The organism is Erythrobacteraceae bacterium WH01K, from assembly GCA_027941995.1.
In the GTDB taxonomy this organism is placed as follows: domain Bacteria; phylum Pseudomonadota; class Alphaproteobacteria; order Sphingomonadales; family Sphingomonadaceae; genus CAJXSN01.
Map to the genome: position 1 here is coordinate 2,411,990 of CP115966.1, position 21,595 is coordinate 2,433,584.

Consider the following 21,595-nt stretch of genomic DNA (forward strand, 5'->3'; position numbering starts at 1 on the left):
GGGTCGCGGGGGCCTCTCCATCCGCCGTTCGCCCTGCCATGCCGGCAAAGCTGTTTGCCGGCCTGGCGGTTGCCCCGCTGATGATGACGGGGCGATAAGGGAGATGTGAGCGTGCCCAATCCTGCCCTACCCCCGATAGTGATTGCCGGCGGCGGCAGCGCCGGGTGGATGGCGGCTGCCACGCTTGCGCGCTTCTCGGGGCGCGAAATCGTCCTCGTCGAAAGCGATGCCATCGGTACGGTCGGCGTTGGCGAGGCGACCATTCCGCAGATCCGCCTTTTCAACGCGGCTCTCGGCATCGACGAAGGCACCTTCCTGCGCGAGACGAAGGGCACCTTCAAGCTCGCCATCGAGTTCGACGGATGGTCGGGCGAAGGGGCAAGCTACCTCCACGCTTTCGGGTCCGTGGGCCATCCTTCCGGCGTCCTTCCGTTCCACCATTACTGGCTGCGCGCTCGCGCGGAAGGACAAGCAGGGCCGCTTGCCGACTATTGCCTCACCGATATCGCGGCGCGCGGCGGCAGGATGCAGTTCTTCCGGGCAGAGCCGGGCCAGCCTGCGCCCGATCTGCCCTGGGCCTATCACTTCGATGCCGGGCTCTATGCCGCGATGCTGCGCCGCTATTCCGAAGAGCGCGGGGTGCGGCGGGTCGAAGGCGCGATCGTCTCTGTCGAACGCGATGGCGACACCGGCGATATTGCAGCGTTGGTGCTGGAAGATGGCACGCGGGTGGAAGGCGGGATCTTCCTCGACTGCACGGGTTTCCGCTCGCTCCTGCTGGGCGAAACGCTCGGCACCGGGTTCGAGGACTGGTCGCATTGGCTCCCTTGCGACCGTGCCGTCGCGGTGCCCTGCGCCTCTGCAGGTGATCTGACGCCCTATACCCGGGCGATCGCGCGCAAGGCGGGCTGGCAGTGGCGCATCCCGCTGCAGCACCGGATCGGCAACGGCCATGTCTTCAGCAGCGAGTTCATGAGCGAGGACGAGGCCACTGCGATTCTTCTGGGCGCTATCGATGGCGAGCCATTGGGCCAGCCCCGCACCCTGCGCTTCAGGACCGGCATGCGAACGCGACAGTGGGAACGCAACTGCCTCGCTCTCGGCCTGGCCGCCGGCTTCATGGAGCCGCTTGAATCGACATCCATCCACCTGATCCAGTCGTCCATCGCACGCCTTCTCCAGATGCTTCCCGGAAAGGCATGCGAAAAGGCTGTCAGGGACGAATTCAACCGGCAGGCCCGGTTCGAGTGGGAGCGTATCCGCGACTTCCTGATCCTGCATTATGTCGCAAATGGCAGGACCACAGAACCGTTCTGGGATCGCTGCCGGGCCGTGCAAATCCCCGACACGCTTGCGGCGAAAATTGCTCTCTACAGGGCCAGCGGCACGATCCACCGTGAACACGAGGAATTGTTCACCGAACCGGGCTGGCTGCAGGTCCTGACGGGACAGGGCATTGTCCCCGGCAGCTACAATCCGATCGCGGACCAGATGCCTGCCGCTCAGCTTTCCGCGATGCTGGAGCGGATCGCATCCCGCAATCGGCAGACCGTCCAATCCATGGCAGACCACGCAGATTTCCTGCGCGCCGTCATCGACCATTCGCAGAGGAAATCCGCATGATCCGCAAAGCCGCCCTCCTGCTGGCCGCCAGTGCCGGGCTTGCGCTCCCCGCCTGCGCCGGCACGCCGCCCGCACAAATTGCAGCGCAAGGCCCGGCATCAGGTACAGAGCAGGATTTCCGCGCCCGCCCGGTCACGGACGAGGTTATCTATTTCGTCCTGCCCGACCGCTTCGCCAATGGCGATACCACCAATGACGACGGCGGCTATGGGCCGGACAGGCTCGCTAGCGGCTACGATCCGACCCACAAGGGCTGGTATCACGGCGGCGATTTGAAGGGGCTGACCGAAAAGCTCGATTACATCCAGGGATTGGGCGTCACGGCGATCTGGTTCGCGCCGATTTTCAAGAACAAGCCCGTCCAGGGCGATCCCGGCAATCCGGGCTCGCTCAGCGCGGGCTATCACGGATACTGGGTGACCGATTTCACCCGGGTCGATCCGCATTTCGGCACCAATGCCGAATTCAAGGCCTTCGTCGACGCGGCGCATGCGCGCGGGATGAAAGTCTACATGGACATCATCACCAACCACACCGCCGATGTGATCCGCTATGCGGAGGACGAATACGCCTATCGCAGCAAGGGCGAATATCCCTATTCCACGCGCGGCGGGGTAGATGGCGCGCCGATCAATACCGGCTTTGTCGGCGACGATGATCCGGCCGCGGCGAACTGGGCGGCGCTTACCGACCCGGCCTATGCCTACACGCCCGTCGTCCCGAAGGCTGAGAAGGATATCAAGGTTCCGGCCTGGCTGAACGATCCGATCTACTATCACAACCGCGGCGACAGCGCGTGGGTCGGCGAAAGCAGCGTCTATGGCGATTTCGTCGGGCTGGACGACCTGTTCACGGAGCATCCGCGCGTGGTCCAGGGCATGATCGACATCTTCGGCGGCTGGATCGACGAATTCGGTATCGACGGTTTCCGCATCGACACCGCGAAGCATGTGAACCCCGGATTCTGGCAGCAATTCGTGCCCGCCATCCGGGCCCGCGCCGCAGCCGCAGGCATTCCCAATTTCCACGTCTTCGGCGAAGTGTACTGGAGCAATCCGGTCCAGCCGCTGGGCGCGGAAATCATGGCGAAGTCGGGCCTGCCCTACACGCTGGACTTCGGCTTCGCAGCCGCTGCACAAGAAGTCGCCGGCGGAAAAAGCGCGCCGTCCATGATGGCCGATCTGATGGAACAGGACGCGGTCTATCCCGGAGGGGCCGACACGGCGCCGGGCCTGCCGACATTCCTCGGCAATCACGACATGGGGCGGTTCTCCATGTTCGTGCGAGACCATGCGGAAGGGGCGGGCGAAGACGAGATCCTCGCCCGCGTCATGCTGGGCCATGCCATGATGTTCACCCTGCGCGGCGTGCCGACCATCTATTACGGCGACGAACAGGGCTTCGTCAGCGACGGCAACGACCAGCTGGCGCGCGAGGATATGTTCCCCAGCCGCACCGACGTCTACAACGACAACGACCTGCTGGGCACCGATGCGATTACCGCGCAGGACAATTTCGACACGCGTCATCCGCTGTACGAACTGATCGCGGCCCTTGCCGAGGTCCGCCTTTCCAGCCCTGCCCTGATGCGCGGTACGACCGCAGTGCGCGCCTTCGATCACGAAGGTCCCGGCCTGCTGGCCGTGGAACGGCACGATCCTGCGTCGGGTGAGCGGGTGCTCGTCGCTTTCAACACCTCGAACGCGCCCATTACCCGTCATGTCGAAGTCGATTACGGTGCCACCGGCGTATCCGCGCTGATGGGACAGTGCCCGCTCTCGCTGGCAGCGCGCGGCAGCATGCGGATCGACCTGCCGGCCCTCGGCTATACCGCCTGCACGCTGACGAGCGGGGCAGACTGATCGATGGCCAGTGTCAGCATGCAAGACCCGGCATCCGCGACGCAGGAAGACCTGCCGTGGTGGCAGGGCGCGGCAATCTACCAGATCTATCCCCGCAGTTTCATGGATTCCGATGGCGACGGCGTGGGCGATTTGCCGGGCATTACCAGCCGGCTGGACCATGTCGCCTCGCTGGGTGTCGATGCCATCTGGGTGTCGCCTTTCTTCACGTCACCCATGCGGGATTTCGGATATGACGTGGCCGATTACTGCGACGTCGATCCTCTGTTCGGGACCCTGGCCGATTTCGACGCGATGGTTGCGCGCGCACACGAACTGGGCCTGAAAGTCCTGATCGACCAGGTATATTCGCACACTTCGGACGAACATCCGTGGTTCCGCGAAAGCCGCGCCAGCCGCGACAATCCAAAGGCCGACTGGTATGTCTGGGCCGATGCCAGGCCGGACGGAACGCCGCCCAGCAACTGGCAATCGGTCTTCGGCGGGCCGGCATGGACCTGGGATGCACGGCGCGGCCAGTATTACATGCACAATTTCCTCAGCAGCCAGCCGCAGGTGAACGGACACCATCCCGATGTGCAGGACGCCCTGCTGTCGGCCATGCAGTTCTGGCTGGACAGGGGCGTCGACGGCTTTCGCGTGGATGCGCTGAACTTCCTGATGCACGACCCGCATTTGCGCGATAATCCCCCTGCCCCGCCCAGCGACAAGCCGCGCACGAGGCCGTTCGATTTCCAGCGGCGCGTCTACAACCAATCCCACCCCGGTATTCCGGGCTTCATCGCCCGCATGCGCCGGCTGACGGACCGCTACGATGCCATCTTCACCGTCGCTGAAGTCGGCGGCGACGATGCGGAGGAAGAGATGAAGGCGTTCACGAAGGGCGATACGCATCTCAATTCCGCGTACGGTTTCAATTTCCTCTATGCCGACCGGCTGACCCCCGGCTTGGTCTGCGGCGCGCTGGCGCAGTGGTCCGGCGAGGAAGGGGCTGGCTGGCCCAGCTGGGCGTTCGAGAACCATGACGCACCGCGGGCACTGTCCCGCTGGTGCGCTCCGGAACACCGCGACGCCTTCGCCCGGCTGAAGATCGCTCTCCTCGCGTCCCTGCGCGGCAATATCATCCTGTGGCAGGGCGAAGAGCTGGGGCTGACGCAGGTCGACATCCCTTTCGACCAGCTGCACGATCCCGAAGCCATCGCCAACTGGCCGCTGACCCTCTCGCGCGACGGTGCGCGCACCCCGATGCCGTGGGAAGCGGGCGCGCCTTCTGCCGGGTTCGGAGCGGACCAGCCATGGCTGCCGCATGGCGAGGAAAACGTCGCGAGGGCCGTCGATGTCCAGAACGCGGACGACGGCTCCCTCCTCTCTTTCACGCGCGAGGTGCTGGCGCTGCGCAACGCTGCCCCGGCCCTCCATCACGGAGACGTGCGGTCGTGCGAGGCAGCAGGCTCGGTGCTGGACCTCGTCCGGGAATATCGGGGTACGCAGGTCCGCTGCCTGTTCAACCTTTCGCCCGATCCGATCGCGATCGATGCTGCGGGCCGCATCCTGCTGGCCGTCAACGGCGCAGCGCCCGGCACACTGCCGGGCCATGCCGCCCTGTTCCTGGAGACCGAGCTATGACACGCCTTCTTGCCACCATCGCCCTTGGCGCATTGGCCGCCCCCTTGGCCGCTGCCGAAGTCGCTTCGCCCGATGGCCGCATCGTGGCAGAAATGGACGTCGATGGCGACGGCGTGCCGTTTTACCGCGTCACACGCGATGGCAAGGAAATCATCGCCGAAAGCGACCTGGGCTTTACCTTCAGCGATGCCGAGATGATGCGCCGCAACTTCGTGGTCGAGAGTGAGGCGCGCGACAGTCATGACGGCACCTGGGAGCAGCCATGGGGCGAACGCCGCTTCGTACGCGACCATCACAACGAGCTGGCTGTCACGTTTCGCGAGACGCGCAATACTGCCGACCGCGCGCTGACCGTCCGCATGCGGGTATTCGATGACGGCGTGGGCTTTCGCTATGAATTCCCGGATGATCCCGACCAACCGGTATGGAACATCACGAACGAACTGACGGAGTTCAATATCGCATCGCCGGGCACCGCGTGGTGGATCCCGGGCGGCGACTGGAACCGATACGAGATGGTGTACCAGGAAACGCCGGTCGACGCGGTGTCGATTGCCCACACGCCCATGACCATGCGGCTGGACGACGGGACGCATCTGTCGTTCCACGAAGCGGCGCTGGTGGATTATTCCGGCATGTGGCTGCGCCGGATGGATGGGCAGCGCTTTCGCGCCATGCTGGCCCCGTCCAGCCGCGGTGCGAAGGTCGTGCGCGAGGGCGCTTTCACGACGCCCTGGCGCACCATTCGCATCGGCGACGAGGCTGCCCACCTGGTCGAGAACGATCTGGAACTGAACCTCAACGAGCCGAATAGGCTGGGCGACGTCGCATGGGTGGAGCCGGCGAAATATATCGGTATCTGGTGGGGAATGATCTCCAATCGCTGGACTTGGGGCACCAGCGAACGTCACGGTGCGACGACCGAGCGCGCGAAGGAGTATATCGATTTCGCCGCCGAGCATGGCTTTCGCGGCGTCCTGATCGAAGGCTGGAACATCGGCTGGGATGGCGACTGGTTCAACAATGGCCGCGAATTCAGCTTCACGCAGGATTATCCCGATTTCGACCTCGAAGACGTAGCCGCGTATGCGCGCTCGAAGGGGGTGCGGATCATCGGGCACCATGAAACCAGCGGGAACATCGCCAACTACGAAAAACAGCTGGGCGACGCGCTCGACCTTTACGAGAGCCTCGGCATCGACTGGATCAAGACCGGCTATGTTGCGGATGCCGGCGGGATCGTGTCCTGCAATGCGGACATCGACGATCCGTGCGACGAGAATACCGAACTGTTCGAATGGCACGACGGACAGCGGCAGGTGCAGCACCACCAAATGGTGGTGGAAGAGGCAGCAAGGCGCCGGATCGCCATCAACCCGCATGAGCCGGTAAAGGATACAGGCATCAGGCGCACCTATCCCAACTGGGTCGCCCGGGAAGGCGCGCGGGGGCAGGAATACAATGCGTGGGGGCCGTTCAACAACGGACCGGAACATGACCCCACGCTGGTCTATACCCGCATGCTGTCGGGCCCGATGGACTACACGCCGGGCGTGCTTTCGCTGAAGGGCGACCAGGACGTGCCTATCGCATCGACGCTGGCGAAACAGCTCGGTCTTTATCTCGCCATTTATTCGCCGATCCAGATGGCCGCCGACTTCATCGAAAGCCTGGAAGCCCATCCGCGGGAACTGGATTTCATCAAGCAGGTCCCCGCCGATTGGGCCGAAAGCCATCTGGTCGCGGGCGAAGTGGGCGATTACGCGATCTTCGCGCGCAAGGACCGGGCGAGCGAAGACTGGTATCTTGGCGGCGTAAACGATGCGACGCAGCGGACGGTGGATCTGCCTCTAGATGTGCTGGACGATGGCGTCGTATACGAAGCGCAGGTGTGGAAGGACGGGCCGGGTGCGACCTATCTGACAGAGGACCGGCACGATATCGCCTACGATACCGTCATGCTGACATCGGACGATACCTATACCGTGCGCCTCGCCCCTGGAGGCGGCTTTGCCATGCGGCTGGTCCCCCAGGAGTGAGCAGTGACGGTCCTGGCCCGCGCGCAGCGTCCGGCAAGCCGCCCCGCGTGGTGGTCCTTGGCGGGGGCAGCGCGGGCTGGATCACCGCCTGCCTTCTCCACCACGCCTGGGGGCAGCGCGGAGGCCATGTAACCGTCGTCGAAAGTCCGCAGATCGGGATCATCGGCGTTGGCGAGGGTTCGACGCCGCAGCTGAAAGCATTCTTCGACCATCTCGGCATTGCCGAGGACGAATGGATGGGGCCGTGCGAGGCGACCTACAAGCTGGGCATCCGGTTTTCCGGCTGGAGCGAGCGCCCCGGTTACGAAAGCTATTTCCACCCCTTCCCCGGCCCCGTCGACCTGCATAGCGAACCGGGCTTCGTCGCCAATTGCGCCGCCGCACGACGCGGGTTCGACGCGCCTGCGCACCCGGACGACTGGTTCCTTGCCACCGTCCTCGCCTCGCGCGGGAAATCAGCGCAAGCGAACGCCAGTTTTCCCTTCGCGCCCAGCTACGGCTACCACTTCAATTCGCATCGCCTGGGCCAATTTCTGCGCGAATGGGGTACCGCGCGCGGCATCGTCCATCGTCCGCTGACCGTCAGCGAGATCGAGATGGGGCCGGAAGGCGACGTCGCAGCATTGCTGTGCGATGGAGGAGAGAGGATCGAGGGCGACCTGTTCGTCGACTGCTCCGGTTTTCGCAGTGTGATCGCACAGGGGCGAATGGGTACGCCATTCCGCGCATTCTCCGGCAATTTGTTTAACGACCGCGCCGTGGTCATGCCGACGCCGCATCAGGGCGGATACAAACCACAGACGGACGCTATCGCGATGAAGAACGGCTGGCGTTGGTCCATCCCTCTCACCAGCCGCGTAGGCAATGGATATGTCTTCAGCTCGCGCCATACCGGCGATGCCGAGGCGGAAACGGAATTGCGTGCTGCGCTCGGACCTGCCGCAGAAGAGGCAGAGGCGCGGTTCCTCGACATGAAGGTGGGCCGGGTCGAGAACAGCTGGACCCGAAACTGCCTTGCCGCAGGACTGGCGCAGGGTTTCCTCGAGCCGCTGGAGGCGACGGCCCTGCACATCGTCATCGTCACCGCCCTGGAATTTGCCCGCGCCTATGAACAGGGCGGGTTCGGCCCCCAGAACCGCGACGCCTTCAACGCCTCGATCGCGGCACGCTATGACGGCATTCGCGATTACATCGTCGCGCATTACCGCCTGAACCAGCGGACCGATACGCAGTACTGGCGCGAGAATGCCGCCAATGACGATCTTTCCGACGGGCTGAAAACAATGATGACCGCCTGGTTCCGTCACGGCGACATGCGCGAGGCGAACGAGCGCGCCTATGGCGGCCGCAGCTATTACGCCAATGCCAGCTGGCACTGCCTGTTCGCAGGCTATGGTACCTTCCCTTCCCCAGACAAGATGCATCCCGTGCCCGAAACCGTCCGGATTGCCGACCGACAGGCTGTCGCTGTCATGCTGGATGCCTGCGCGCAGAATTTTCCCTTCCTGCCCCAGGGCTAGGACGGCGGGCACCCTTCGCCGCCGCATTCGTATTTCCATGGCAAGCGATAGGTGTTTATCGCAGACTGATCACATCTGTGCACCAGAGGAGCCGCGCCATTTCCGCTGCCAATTCCCTGAAGCCTTCGACAAGCCTGCTGCTGTTCGGGGCGACCGGCGACCTTGCGAAGAGGATGCTTCTGCCGTCCCTGTTCGCCCTGCATGAAGACGAGCTGATCGACGCAGACCTGCGGATCACGGGCACGGCCCGCAGCGAACTCGACGATGAGGGGTTCCGGGACTTCGCAAAGGAGGCGCTGGAGGAATACCTGCCAGAGGACCGCAGGGATTCCGGCAGTATCGCAAGCTTCCTCGAACGCCTGCAATACCAGCCGCTCGACGCTTCCACGCTGGAGGGGTTCGACGACCTCGCCGCGAAACTGGGCGATATTTCCGGCGGATTGTCGATCTTCCTCTCGACCGCGCCTTTCCTGTTCGAACCCACCATCAAGGGGCTGAAACATGCCGGCCTGACCGGGACACACGTCCGCATCGGCCTGGAAAAGCCGCTCGGCAACGATCTCGCCAGCTCTGCCGTCATCAACGACGCGGTTGCCAGCGCTTTCGATGAAGACCAGATTTTCCGCATCGACCATTACCTGGGCAAGGAGACGGTCCAGAACCTGATGGCGCTGCGCTTTGCCAACATGATGTTCGAACCGCTGTGGAATGCGGGCGGGATCGAGCACGTGCAGATCACCGTCAGCGAGACAGTGGGGCTGGAGGGTCGGCACGGCTTCTACGACGACACCGGTGCGCTGCGCGACATGGTGCAGAACCACATGCTGCAATTGCTCGCGATTACCGCGATGGAAGCCCCGGCGGAATTCGACGCGACCAGCGTGCGCGACGAAAAGGTGAAGGTGCTGCGTTCGCTGCGCCCGGTGAAGCCCGCCGAGATGGTGCGCGGCCAGTATGGCAGCGGCGCGGTCGCCGGAAACGCGGTCGAAAGCTACGAAGACGATCTTGGCGAGGCGTCCGACACCGAAACCTTCGTCGCGCTGAAAGCCCATATCGACAACTGGCGCTGGCAGGGCGTGCCCTTCTACCTGCGCACCGGTAAGCGCATGGCCGAGCGCCGCAGCGAAATCGTGATCCAGTTCAAATGCGTGCCGCACAATATCTTTGCAGAGCGCGGCGGCAGGCTGAATGCCAATCGCCTGGTCATCCGCCTGCAACCGGAAGAATATGTCCGCCTGATGGTCATGGCGAAGAAGCCCAGCATGGACCGCGACGGCGTGACCTTGCGCGAGGTGCCGCTCGACCTGTCGCTCACCCAGGCGTTCAGCCGCGCGCGTCGCAGGATCGCCTATGAGCGCCTGCTGCTGGACCTGATCGACGGCGATCCCACCCTGTTCGTGAGGCGCGACGAGGTTGAGGCCCAGTGGCGCTGGATCGACGATATCCGGTCAACCTGGGCGAAGGAAAACATGGAGCCCAAGTCCTACGGATCGGGTGGATGGGGCCCCAGCGCCGCCATCGCCCTGACGGAAAGGGACGGGGTCAGCTGGAATGAGTGATATGCCTGCCATCAACGACACTGTCGCAAAGGTCACCGACCGGATCATCGCGCGATCAAGGGACGGTCGCTCCCGCTATCTGGACCTGATCGACCGCCAGCGCGACCAGGGGGTTCACAGGCCGAACCTGTCCTGCGGCAATCTTGCCCACGGATTTGCTGCCAGCGGAGAAGACAAGCCCACGATCCGCAGCGGTCACGCCATGAATATCGGCATCGTCACTGCCTTCAACGACATGCTGAGCGCCCACCAGCCCTACGGACGCTACCCCGAGCAGATCAAGATCGCCGCCCGCGAACGCGGTGCGACGGCGCAGGTCGCAGGCGGCGTTCCTGCCATGTGCGACGGAGTGACGCAGGGACAGGACTCCATGGAGCTGTCCCTCTTCAGCCGCGATGTCATCGCGATGAGCGCGGCAGTCGGGCTGAGCCATGGAATGTTCGAAGGCGCGCTGCTGCTGGGCATCTGCGACAAGATCGTGCCCGGCCTGCTGATCGGTTCCTTGCGCTTCGGCCACCTGCCGACCATCCTCGTGCCGGCAGGACCCATGCCGTCGGGCCTCGCAAACAAGGAAAAGATCCGCGTCCGCCAGCTTTATGCCGAGGGCAAGGTCGGCCGCGAGGAATTGCTGGAGGCGGAAAGCGCGAGCTATCACGGCGCGGGCACCTGCACCTTCTACGGCACGGCGAATTCCAACCAGATGATGATGGAGATGATGGGGCTTCATCTGCCCGGCTCCAGCTTCGTCAATCCCGGCGCAAAACTGCGGCAGGAACTGACCCGGGCCGCGACCCACCGTGTGACCGAGATCGGCTGGACGCAGGACGGACAGGAAAACGCCGATTACCGCCCGCTGGGCCGGTGCATCGACGAAAAGGCGATCGTCAACGCGGTGGTGGGTCTCCTCGCCACCGGGGGATCGACCAACCACGTGATCCATATTCCCGCCATCGCGCGCGCGGCAGGCATCGTGGTGGACTGGGACGATATGGACGCGCTGAGCCGGGTCGTCCCGCTGATCGCCAGCGTCTATCCAAACGGCGCGGGCGACATCAATTATTTCCACGCGGCCGGCGGAATGCCTTACGTCATTCGCGAATTGCTGGATGCCGGTCTCGCCCATCCCGACATCATGACGGTCTATGGCGCGTCGCTGATGGAGGGGGCGCAGGAACCCTTCATGGAAGAGGATGCACTGGTGTGGAAACAGGCCGCGCAGGAAAGCCACGACGATACCTTGCTGAAACCGGTATCCGATCCCTTCCAGCGCGATGGCGGCCTTGCTCTGCTTCATGGCAATCTGGGCCGCGCCACGATGAAGACCAGCGCCGTGCAGGAAGAACACCGGACGATCGAGGCCCCGTGCCGCGTGTTCGAGACACAGAGCGCGGTGGGCGAGGCTTTCAAGGCGGGCGAACTGGACCGCGACGTGGTTGTTGTGGTACGGTTCCAGGGTCCTGCTGCCAACGGCATGCCCGAACTGCACAAACTGATGCCGCCGCTGGGCGTCTTGCAGGACCGGGGCTATCACGTTGCTCTTGTCACCGATGGCCGCATGTCCGGGGCCAGCGGCAAGGTTCCCTCTGCCATCCACTGCTCGCCGGAGGCATGGCACGAAGGGCCTTTGGGCAAGCTGCGCGATGGCGACATCGTCAGGGTCTGCGCTCGCGAGGGCACGTTGCAGGCAAAGGTCGACGAGGCCGAATGGGCAGCACGCGAACAGGCCGCGCCGCCGGCGGAGGAATGGGGCACCGGGCGCGAACTGTTTGCCATGATGCGCCGGCATAGCGACCCCGCCGAACAGGGCGGCAGTGCCATGCTGAAAGAGGCGGGATTGTGAGCGAAGACACGCTGGTCGCAGTCGATATCGGCGGCACGCATGCTCGCTTCACCATCGCCTCGCGTAGCGCGGATGGCAGCATAGAGCTGGACGAGCCCGTCACGCTGGCGACGGAAGATCACGCCAGTTTCCAGACCGCATGGGAAGATTTCCGCGAACGCCGTGGCGGTACGCTGCCCGGTGCCGTCTCGCTTGCCATTGCCGGACCCGTCGGCGGGGATGTCATCCGCTTCACCAACAATCCCTGGGTGATCCGGCCTGCCCTCATCGAAAGCAAGCTGGGCGTATCCAGCTGGACGGTGGTCAACGATTTTGCCGCAGTGGCCCATGCCGTCGCGCGCGCGCCGGACGAGGAACTGGTCCACCTCTCAGGCCCGGATGGCCCACTCCCGGGCGAAGGGACGTTCAGCGTACTCGGCCCGGGAACCGGCCTCGGCGTGGCGCATCTCAGGCGCTGGAGAGGCGGCTATCACGTCCATTCAACCGAGGGCGGCCATATCGACTTCGCCCCGCTCGACAGCATCGAGGATGCGATCCTCGCACGCCTGCGCCGCCGTCACAACCGCGTGTCGATCGAGCGCGTGGTGTCAGGCCCGGGCATCGTCGACATCCACGCCACGCTGGCGCGGATGGAAAACCGGACCATTCCGGAACTGGACGATGTCGAGACCTGGAAGCTGGCGATGAGCGGGCAGGACAGCCTTGCCGCCGCTGCACTGGACCGTTTCTGCCTCTCGCTCGGAAGCGTCGCGGGCGACATCGCGCTGGCCCAGGGCGGCTTCCAGGGCGTCGTCATTGCCGGCGGTCTCGGATACCGCCTGCGCGAACACCTGCCCCGATCCGGCTTTGCCGAGCGGTTCGAGGCCAAGGGCCGCTTCGCCGCGCTAATGGCCACTATCCCGGTCAAGCTGATCGTCCACCCACAACCGGGCCTCTACGGCGCAGCCGCGGCCTATTGGAGCGAACACGAATGAATGCCCCCTCCCGCCCCGCCATCCAGCAGAACCCGGACATCCGCTATCTCGGTAAGCTGTTGGGAGACGTGATCCGCGAACAAGGGGGGCAGGACCTGTTCGAGCATACCGAACGCATCCGTTCCGCCAGTGTCGAACGGCATCGCGGCGAAACGCCGACCGATCTCGGCCTCGACCGGCTGGGGCTGGACGACACGCTCTCCTTCGTTCGCGGTTTCGGCCTGTTTTCCATGCTCGCAAATCTCGCGGAAGACCGCGAGGGCGTGATGGTCGATACCAAGATCGACTTCGCCTCTGCGGTCGGGGAACTGAAGGATCACGGCGTTTCCACGGCCGATATCCTGGCCATGCTGGACGACGCCCTGATCGCACCGGTCCTGACCGCGCACCCGACCGAAGTCCGGCGCAAGAGCGTGATCGACCACCGCGCCCGTATCGCCGAACTGATGCAGATGCGCGATACCGGCGCGACGACCACCCCCGAAGGTGATGACGTCGCAGAAGCCATCGTGCGGCAGATCGCCCTGCTCTGGCGCACCCGCACCCTTCGCCGCGAACGGTTGGGCGTCACCGACGAGGTGGACAATGCACTCGCCTTCATGCGCGATGTCTTCCTGCCGGTCCTGCCCGGACTTTACGGCCAGTGGGAAAAGGTGCTGGGCGAACGTCCGGACAGCTTCCTGAGGCTGGGAAGCTGGATCGGCGGCGACCGCGACGGCAACCCGTTCGTGACCGCAGATTCGCTGCGTTATGCCCAGCGGGGGGCGGCCGACACGGTCCTGACCCATTACCTCGATGCCCTGCATCAACTGGGTTCCGAACTGTCCATTTCGAGCGAACTTGCCGACATCGCGCCCGAAGTGCGCGCGCTCGCCGATGCCAGCGGCGACACATCCGCGCACCGTTCGGACGAGCATTATCGGCGCGCCATCATCGGCATCTACAACCGGTTGTCCGCCACCTATGAACGGCTGGTCGGCAAGAAGCCCGCCCGTCCACCGCTCGGAGATGGCGAGCCGTATGACGGCCCCGCCGAGTTCTCCGCAGACCTGAGGACACTTGCACGCGCTCTTGCCGGTCTCGGCGGGGAGACGCTGGCGTCGCAGGGCGCGCTGGGCCGGCTCATTCGCAGCGTGCGCACTTTCGGCTTCCACCTGGCGACGCTCGACATGCGGCAGAACAGCGCCGTGCATGAGCGAGTCGTTGCGGAACTGCTCAAATCGGCGGGCGTGCAGGACGACTATCTCTGTCTCGACGAACCGGCGCGCATCGCATTGCTGCGCGCGGAACTGGCAGGCGGGCGCCCGCTTCGATCGCCGTGGAGCGAGTATTCCGAAGAGACCACCGGCGAGCTCGCCATCATCGACGCCGCCGCCGAGGCGCACCGCCTTCTCGGCCCCGAATGCATCAGCCAGTATGTCGTATCCATGGCGGAAACCGTGTCCGACCTGCTGGAAGTCCACGTGCTGCTGCGCGAAGCGGGTCTCTATCGGTCCGGCGACGAACCCCACGCAGCCATCATGGCGGTCCCGCTGTTCGAAACCATCGGCGACCTCGAGAATGCACCGGGCGTAATGGCGGATTACTTCGCCCTGCCCGAAGTCGCGCATATCGCGCGCGCACGCGGTCACCAGGAAGTGATGATCGGCTATTCCGACAGTAACAAGGATGGCGGCTACCTGACCTCGTGCTGGAACCTCGCCAAGGCGAGCGAGGCGCTGGCCCCGGTTTTTGCCGATGCCGGCGTCGGGATGCAGCTGTTCCATGGACGCGGCGGCTCCGTCGGCCGCGGCGGCGGATCCGCTTTCGAGGCAATCCGCGGGCAACCCCCGGGTACGGTGCAGGGCCGCATCCGCATTACCGAGCAGGGCGAGGTTATCGCTGCGAAATTCGGTACTGCGGACAGCGCGCGCACCAATCTGGAAGCGATGGCGACGGCCAGCATGCTGGCCACACTGGAACCGCAGCGGCTGCCGGATGCGCGGTACCAGGGGTTCATGGAAACCATGGACACGCTGTCGTCCACCGCGTTCGATGCCTATCGCGGCCTTGTCTACGGCACGGACGGCTTCGTCGATTTCTTCCGCCAGATGACCCCGATTGCGGAAATTGCGACGCTGAAGATCGGCTCGCGCCCGGCAAGCCGCAAGGCGACCAATGCAATCGAGGACCTGCGCGCCATTCCCTGGGTCTTTTCCTGGGCGCAGGCCCGCGTCATGCTGCCGGGCTGGTACGGCGTCGGCCAGGCGCTGACTGCGCATTCCGACATGGCCCACCTGAAGGACATGGCGCAGGGCTGGGCCTTCTTCTCGAATACGCTCGCCAATCTGGAGATGGTCCTGTCGAAATCCGACATGGCACTGGCCGAACAATACACGGAACTGATGGAAGACCGTGATCTTGCCGCGCATATCTTTCCGCAGATCCGCGATGCCTGGCACCGCACGCATGACGTGCTGCTGGAGGTGACGGACCAGTCCTACCTGCTGGAAAAATCGCCGAAGCTCAACGCTTCGATCCGCCTTCGCCTCCCCTATATCGAGCCGCTCAACCTGCTGCAGATCGAGCTGCTGAAGCGCCACCGCGCGGGCGAGACGGACGAGCGGATAGCGGAAGGTATCCAGCTGTCGATCAATGCCATTGCCACCGCGCTGAGGAACAGCGGCTGAGCCTGACCGTCAGATCACGAAATCGAGCGGCTGGGGCATTCTGCTGCGGCTGACCACCATCCTGCCATGCAGGGTCTCGATCTGCCTGCTGCCCGTCTTTACGAACAGGAAGGGGAGCAGGCCGTGCAGCATGCAGGCGACCCCGCCAGCCATCATGCGCAGGCCGAAGCCGCTCGCATGGGCCAGGTGCTGCCAATAGGTCTCGCCGACCGAATGCGGATGCTGGGTGAACTTGCGGACAATCATGCTTTCCCTCCTTCGCGGATTTGAAGGCAATATATCGCGCCCTGTCGGGCCTTATGTCCCAAATATCATTGTTCCCACCTGATTTTCGGGTAAATTGCCCCAATGAAATCGGGAAACATAGAACTGGATTCCATTGATAGGCGAATTGTCGGCGTTCTGCAGCGAGACGCCACGCTTTCCATCCAGGCCATCGGGGACAAGGTCGGGCTATCGGCCAATCCCTGCTGGCGACGGATAAAGCGGATGGAGGACGCGGGGATCATCTCCCGCCGTGTCGCAATCGTCGACCCTGCCAGCGTCGGTCTGGGCACGACCGTGTTCGTGGCCATTCGCACGCGGCAGCACGATCCGGCATGGCTGGCTGCGTTCGCACGGGCCGTCGAGACGATCGACGAGATTACCGAGTGCCACCGGATGGCGGGCGATGTCGATTACCTGCTGAAATTGCGGGTCCGCGACATTGCGGATTACGACCGCATCTACCAGCGGATGCTGTCCCGCTTTCCCGACCTCGCCGACGTGACCGCCACCTTTTCCATGGAAGAGATGAAAAGCACGACCGCCCTGCCGCTCTAAGCGCCGCCGCGACCGCTTCCCGCTAGTCGATCGCCAGGATTGCCACGGCCAGCGCCACAACGAACGAGGCGCAGCTTGCCACCGCCACGGGCACCAGGGCTCGCCAGCCAGCCTCTATCAGCAGTCCCAGCTGCGACCGCATCGCGGTGGCAACCACGGCGAGCAACAGCAGCGCCTTCGATAAAGTCAGGGCAGGTCCTGTCAGCGCCTCGGGAATGGTGACGACGCTGTTTACCGCCAGCAACAGGAAGAAGCCGACGATGAACCAAGGCATGGCAACCTTGCGCCAGGCGGAATTGGTCCCGCCCTCGCCCCGGCCCAGCCACAGGGCGACCAGCGCCACCACCGGACCGAGCATGGCGACCCGCGCCAGCTTCACCACGGTCGCATCGGCACCCGCATGGTCGGAATAGCTGTAGGCCCCGCCGATGGCCTGCGCGGCATCATGGACGGATGCCCCGATCAGGAAGCCTGCCTGCTTGTCCGTCAGGCCGATGCCCTGCGCTATGGCAGGATAGGCCGACATGGCGATGGCGCTGGCAACGGCCACCCCGACCAGCGCGACGGAGAACCGTGCACGGTCCAGCCTGTCGCGCCCGATGACCCCGTATAGAGCGAGGGCAGCGGATGCCCCGCAGATGGCCGTCGCGCCGCCTGCCAGAATGCCTGCCTCGCGCCCTTCCCGGGCCCAGCGCGCCGCGATGATCGCCGCTGCGAAGGCACAGGCCATGACCAGCATCGTTCCGGCAAAGGCGATCCAGCCCAGCCCCGCAACCTGCGCGAAGGTGACCTGGAGGCCCAGCAGGACGATGCCGGCGCGAAGGAAATGCCGCGAGGCGAAATCCAGTCCCGGGGCCGTGACCTCCACGCTCGCGATGAAGCTCATAGCGAGGCCGATCAGCAGGCCCAGCAGGATGATGGGAAAGCCGTAATGTTCGGCAAGCCATGCCGCGGCCAGCGATGCCACGCTGCACACCACCAGCCCCGGCAGGTAATCGCTCCAGCTCAGGCGAGCGGGCGCAGCATCGATGGCGGCATCGGCCTGGTGCAGCTCTCCGAAAAGGTCGCCTGCATAGAAATTCTCAGCCTGACGGTTCATCCGCGCGCCTCCATCATACGTGCCGATAGCGCGCAGGGATGCCCGCCGACAACCTGCCATGCGCATCGCCGCCCTTGTTGACTTCGCATGCCGGAACGGCCGAGAAGCGCTTCGGGCACCGGGCGGGCCTCGTTACCTGCCTGTGAAGCGGGGGTTCGATTGGCAGGCGGCGACATCCTTTTCACAGGGCTTTCCTGCATTGTCTTCATGGCGCTGGTCGGCTTTGCCAGCTGGTACCGGACGCGCGGGACAGCCAGCACGGGCGAGGGGTATTTCCTCGCCGGGCGGGGCCTGACCGCGACGTTCATCGCCGGCTCCCTGTTGCTGACGAACCTTTCGGCAGAGCAACTGATCGGGCTGAACGGATCGGCCTATGGCTACGACATGTCGAGCATGGCGTGGGAAGTTACCGCAGCGGTGGCGACCATAGCGATGGCGCTGGTTTTCCTGCCGCGCTACCTCGCCGGGGCATTCACCACCCTGCCCCAGTTCCTGGCCGACCGGTTCGACGAGAGCGTGCGCAGGATGTCCGTCGTCCTGTTCATGCTCGGGTATGGTCTCGTGACCATTCCGTCCGTGCTCTATTCCGGCTCGGTCGCCGTCATGGCCCTGTTCGACGTACCGGGCCTGACCGGTCTTGCCTATGTCCCCGCGCTGGTCGCCACGATCGTCGCAATCGGCGTGACAGGTGCGATCTACGCGGTCTTCGGCGGCCTGAAAGCGGTGGCCGTTTCGGACACTATCAACGGCGTGGGCCTCCTCATCGTCGGGATACTGATACCGGTCCTGGGGCTGATCGCGCTGGGGGACGGCGAGTTCACTCGGGGGCTGTCCCGCCTGCTCGCCGGCCATCCCGAAAAGCTGAATGCTATCGGGGACGCCCAATCCCCGACGCCGTTCGGTACGATCTTCACCGGGATGATCTTCGCCAATCTGTTCTACTGGTGCACCAACCAGTATGTCATCCAGCGCACGCTGGGTGCGCGGTCGCTGGCCGAGGGTCAGAAGGGCGTCCTGGCGTCCGGCTTCTTCAAGATAATGGTCCCTTTCATGATGATGATCCCCGGGGTCATCGCCTTCCATCTCTACGGACCGGGCTTTGCGACCATCGACCAGGCTTATCCCCGGCTGGTGGCGGACCTTCTGCCCGTGGCGCTGTCGGGATTTTTCCTCGCGGTCCTGCTGGGCGCGGTTTTCAGCTCGTTCAACTCGCTGCTAAACAGCGCAGCGACCCTGTTCGCGATCGACGTCTATGCCCCTGCCAGGAACGATGCGGTCGATGATGCCGAGCTGGTCCGCGTGGCTAAGTTTGCCAGCGTCGTCATCGCGCTGTTCTCCTTTGCCATCGCGCCGCTGCTTCATTTCGCGCAGGAAGGCCTGTGGCAGGTCATCCGGGTTTTCACCGGCTTCTACAACATCCCGACCATCGCCATCGTCATAGTCGGCCTCTTCACCCGCCGCGTGCCCGCATTGGGCGCGAAGATCGCCATCGTCTTTCACGTCGTCGTCTACGCGCTGCTGCGGTTCGTGCTGGACGATGTGGTGACGCTGCACTTCATCCACCAATACGCCCTGCTGTTCCTCGCGGAGGTCGCGATCATGCTGGCCGCGGGTTACTGGAGGCCGCGAGAGACTCCCTGGTCCTTCACCCCGCGTCATGAAATCGACCTCGAAGAATGGCGCTATGCGAAACCGCTGGCAGGCACGCTGTTTTCCTGCGTCGTGGCGCTTTACCTGCTGTTCTCGCCGCTGGCGCTGGCGGGGGAGTCCGGGTTCAGCGACCTGTTCGGCCTGTCGATGGCGGGCCTGGTCATGGCGAATGTCGCAATCTGGCTTGCCGCGCGGCGAAGGGGGATGCCCGCGCCTGTCAGCTGACGAGCGAGGCCAGCACCCGGCGCTTCCCGGAAAAGGGGCGCCGCCCGTGCATGACCAGGAAATTATCGAGCAGCGCGACATCGCCCGCCTGCCACTCCACGTCGCGCGTCAACGCCTCTGACGCTTCGATGGCCGGTGCCATGTCCTCTGCCGTAACCGGCGTGCCGTCGCCGAAGGTAACCGACTTGTCGGCCCGGTTACGGGCATCCGACCAGCCTCGGAAAGCGGCGATCAGCTGGTTGAAGAACGTCTCCCGCCCATCGGGCAGTTCACGAATGGCAGGCAGCACGGGCGTCGTTGCGCGCAGGCTGCCATCTTCGCGCCACTGCCATTCGTAACCGAGCGCGGCGAGGCGTCTCTCCGCATCCTCGCGCGTCTGTGCGCCCAGCGTGCTTTTCCAGCTGCGCCCCTGGCCCGAACCGGCATCGTCTGCGCCGGGCATGACATTGGTGTAACGCACGCCCTCGCGCGCAAAGCGTTCGGCCACTTCGGGCGCCTCTGCCCGCATGCGCTCCAGCAGCCAGTCCGACCGGCAGACGGGCGTCGCCCCGCCCTCGCTAGGCGCGATTTCGCAATAGAAGAACAGTTTCGAGGGGTAGATCGGCGTCTGCGCCATTTCGTGATGCAGGTGAATCTCGGTTTCCGGCGGAGCCTCGTTGGCCGTGAAGACACGCGGCGTCACATTGACGCGCACCGCGTTCGACAGCGATTCCTCGTAAGTGAAGCCGTCTTCCCCATACCCTTCGACAGCGGCATCGAAATGCCCGGCATCGGGCACGTCGAACCCGCGAAACAGCAAGGTCCCGGCATGCAGCAGCGCATCGTCCACAGCGGTCTTCTGCTGCGAGAGGAATTCGCCAAGATCGCCCTGCCCGTGGATGACCGCCGGGAAATCCTTCGTGTCCGGTGTGCTGGCCATGTCTATGCGTCCTTCCCGAAGTCCAGTTCGACGGCCTGCCCGCTTGCCATGCTTTCCTGTGCGGCCACGCCCATCTGGACCGAACGCAGGCCGTCCAGCGTGCCGATTTGCGGCGCCTTGCCCGATGCAAGGCAATCGTGGAACGCGCATAGCTGGTAATAGGTGGCGCCCCAGTGATCGCCTGCCGCAAGCGCTTCGGCCGGTGTCGCCACCGGTTCCGCCACCGGTCCGCTGCGGTCGCGCGGGGACCAGATCACGCTGGCGCGCGGCAGGGCGACTTCCAGCTTTCCTGCCGGGCCGAGGGCATAGATGTCCTCCTGCTGCTCCGACCCTTCGGCAAACATGCACAGGTCCAGCACGGCGCGCGCCCCGCGCACGAAATCGACCACCACCACCGCGTTGTCGATGATATCGGGCACCTCGCCATCATAGCGTTCGTCCAGATGGTTCACGTCCTGCGCGCCGCTGGCATAGATGCGCCGCGGTTCGTCCTGCAGGATATGTCGCATCAGGTCGAAGAAATGGCAGCATTTCTCCACCAGCGTGCCGCCGCTGTTACGATTGAAGCGGTTCCAGTCGCCGACCTTTTCCAGGAACGGGAAACGGTGCTCGCGGATGCTGGCCATCTTCACCGGCCCCGTTTCGCCCGCATGCACCCGCTCGATGAAACGCGCGACCGGAGGCATGAAACGGTATTCGAGCCCAACCCATATGGGCGCGGGGTAATTGGCCGCCATGGCGTGCAGCGCGCGGGCATCGGCGAGGTTGGTGCACATCGGTTTTTCCAGCAGGATTGCCGGCCCCGCCGCCATGACCTGCCGGACCACATCGAAATGCGTCATGTTCGGGGACGCGATGATGACGGCATCAGGCTTCGCAGTGTCCAGCATTGCGCCGCAATCGGAGAAGAATTCCGGCGCCTGTCCCAGCTCTTCCGCAAGAACCCGCGCCGCCTCGCGCGAACCCTCGTCGGGGTCGCAAATACCGACCAGCCGCGCGCCCGGAACCAGGGCGACGTTGCGCATATGTTCGCGGCCCATCATGCCGCACCCGGCGATCGAATAGCGAAATTGCGAACTCATGAAACGCATTTAGCCCAAGCCGGCAGCCAGGCCAGCAATTCATGCTGTCATTCCGTGAAGATCATCATGGGCAGGCATTGGACCGG

The 21,595-nt window shown here is 64.4% G+C and carries 15 protein-coding genes; 11 read left to right on the forward strand and 4 right to left on the reverse strand.

Annotated elements, in window-relative coordinates:
• The first annotated feature begins 111 nt into the window (after nt 1–111).
• From PF049_11895 to ppc, 9 genes are all read left to right on the forward strand, one after another.
• Nucleotides 112–1,623: a tryptophan 7-halogenase gene (locus tag PF049_11895; GenBank protein ID WBY16281.1), complete on the forward strand. Its 1,512-nt coding sequence runs from the start codon at nt 112–114 to the stop codon at nt 1,621–1,623.
• Complete coding sequence (locus PF049_11900) at nt 1,620–3,485, forward strand: alpha-amylase family glycosyl hydrolase (protein WBY16282.1); 1,866 nt, start codon at nt 1,620–1,622, stop codon at nt 3,483–3,485. The genes PF049_11895 and PF049_11900 overlap by 4 nt, the downstream gene beginning before the upstream one ends.
• A gap of 3 nt (nt 3,486–3,488) precedes the next feature.
• Complete coding sequence (locus PF049_11905; GenBank protein ID WBY16283.1) at nt 3,489–5,111, forward strand: alpha-amylase family glycosyl hydrolase; 1,623 nt, start codon at nt 3,489–3,491, stop codon at nt 5,109–5,111.
• Nucleotides 5,108–7,150 carry a glycoside hydrolase family 97 protein gene (locus PF049_11910; protein WBY16284.1) on the forward strand — a complete coding sequence of 681 codons (2,043 nt, stop codon included), beginning with the start codon at nt 5,108–5,110 and terminating at the stop codon, nt 7,148–7,150. The genes PF049_11905 and PF049_11910 overlap by 4 nt, the downstream gene beginning before the upstream one ends.
• On the forward strand, nt 7,147–8,670 hold the full coding sequence (locus PF049_11915) for a tryptophan 7-halogenase (protein ID WBY16285.1): 1,524 nt from the start codon (nt 7,147–7,149) through the stop codon (nt 8,668–8,670). Before PF049_11910 ends, PF049_11915 begins: the two co-directional genes overlap by 4 nt.
• 77 nt (nt 8,671–8,747) lie before the next feature.
• A complete protein-coding gene (gene zwf / locus PF049_11920; GenBank protein WBY16286.1) occupies nt 8,748–10,229 on the forward strand; it encodes a glucose-6-phosphate dehydrogenase in 1,482 nt (493 codons plus the stop codon).
• 1 nt (nt 10,230) lies between these two features.
• The gene (gene edd / locus PF049_11925; protein WBY17921.1) at nt 10,231–12,069 is read left to right on the forward strand and encodes a phosphogluconate dehydratase; all 1,839 of its coding nucleotides are present in this window, start codon (nt 10,231–10,233) and stop codon (nt 12,067–12,069) included.
• Nucleotides 12,066–13,043, forward strand: a complete 978-nt coding sequence (gene glk / locus PF049_11930; protein WBY16287.1) for a glucokinase — start codon at nt 12,066–12,068, stop codon at nt 13,041–13,043. The genes edd and glk overlap by 4 nt, the downstream gene beginning before the upstream one ends.
• Nucleotides 13,040–15,712, forward strand: a complete 2,673-nt coding sequence (gene ppc, locus PF049_11935) for a phosphoenolpyruvate carboxylase (protein WBY16288.1) — start codon at nt 13,040–13,042, stop codon at nt 15,710–15,712. Before glk ends, ppc begins: the two co-directional genes overlap by 4 nt.
• 9 nt (nt 15,713–15,721) lie before the next feature.
• Here the strand turns inward: ppc and PF049_11940 are convergent, their stop codons facing one another.
• Complete coding sequence (locus PF049_11940; protein ID WBY16289.1) at nt 15,722–15,958, reverse strand: DUF6356 family protein; 237 nt, start codon at nt 15,956–15,958, stop codon at nt 15,722–15,724.
• Between the two features lie 102 nt (nt 15,959–16,060).
• On the opposite strand from PF049_11940, the gene PF049_11945 reads away from it, so the two are divergent.
• Nucleotides 16,061–16,534, forward strand: coding sequence for an Lrp/AsnC family transcriptional regulator (locus tag PF049_11945; GenBank protein ID WBY16290.1), 474 nt, complete (start codon nt 16,061–16,063; stop codon nt 16,532–16,534).
• A gap of 22 nt (nt 16,535–16,556) precedes the next feature.
• Here the strand turns inward: PF049_11945 and PF049_11950 are convergent, their stop codons facing one another.
• Nucleotides 16,557–17,633: a putative sulfate exporter family transporter gene (locus PF049_11950; GenBank protein WBY16291.1), complete on the reverse strand. Its 1,077-nt coding sequence runs from the start codon at nt 17,631–17,633 to the stop codon at nt 16,557–16,559.
• A 159-nt stretch (nt 17,634–17,792) separates the two neighbouring features.
• Here PF049_11950 and PF049_11955 point away from each other — a divergent pair, with 159 nt between their 5' ends.
• The gene (locus PF049_11955; protein ID WBY16292.1) at nt 17,793–19,508 is read left to right on the forward strand and encodes a solute:sodium symporter family transporter; all 1,716 of its coding nucleotides are present in this window, start codon (nt 17,793–17,795) and stop codon (nt 19,506–19,508) included.
• Here PF049_11955 and PF049_11960 read toward each other — a convergent pair.
• Together PF049_11960 and PF049_11965 are read right to left on the reverse strand one after the other, a co-directional pair.
• The gene (locus tag PF049_11960; GenBank protein WBY16293.1) at nt 19,501–20,427 is read right to left on the reverse strand and encodes a TauD/TfdA family dioxygenase; all 927 of its coding nucleotides are present in this window, start codon (nt 20,425–20,427) and stop codon (nt 19,501–19,503) included. The genes PF049_11955 and PF049_11960 overlap by 8 nt on opposite strands.
• Before the next feature lie 2 nt (nt 20,428–20,429).
• Nucleotides 20,430–21,509 (reverse strand): Gfo/Idh/MocA family oxidoreductase, encoded by a 1,080-nt coding sequence (locus tag PF049_11965; GenBank protein ID WBY16294.1) that lies wholly within the window; start codon nt 21,507–21,509, stop codon nt 20,430–20,432.
• Nucleotides 21,510–21,595 lie beyond the last annotated feature (86 nt).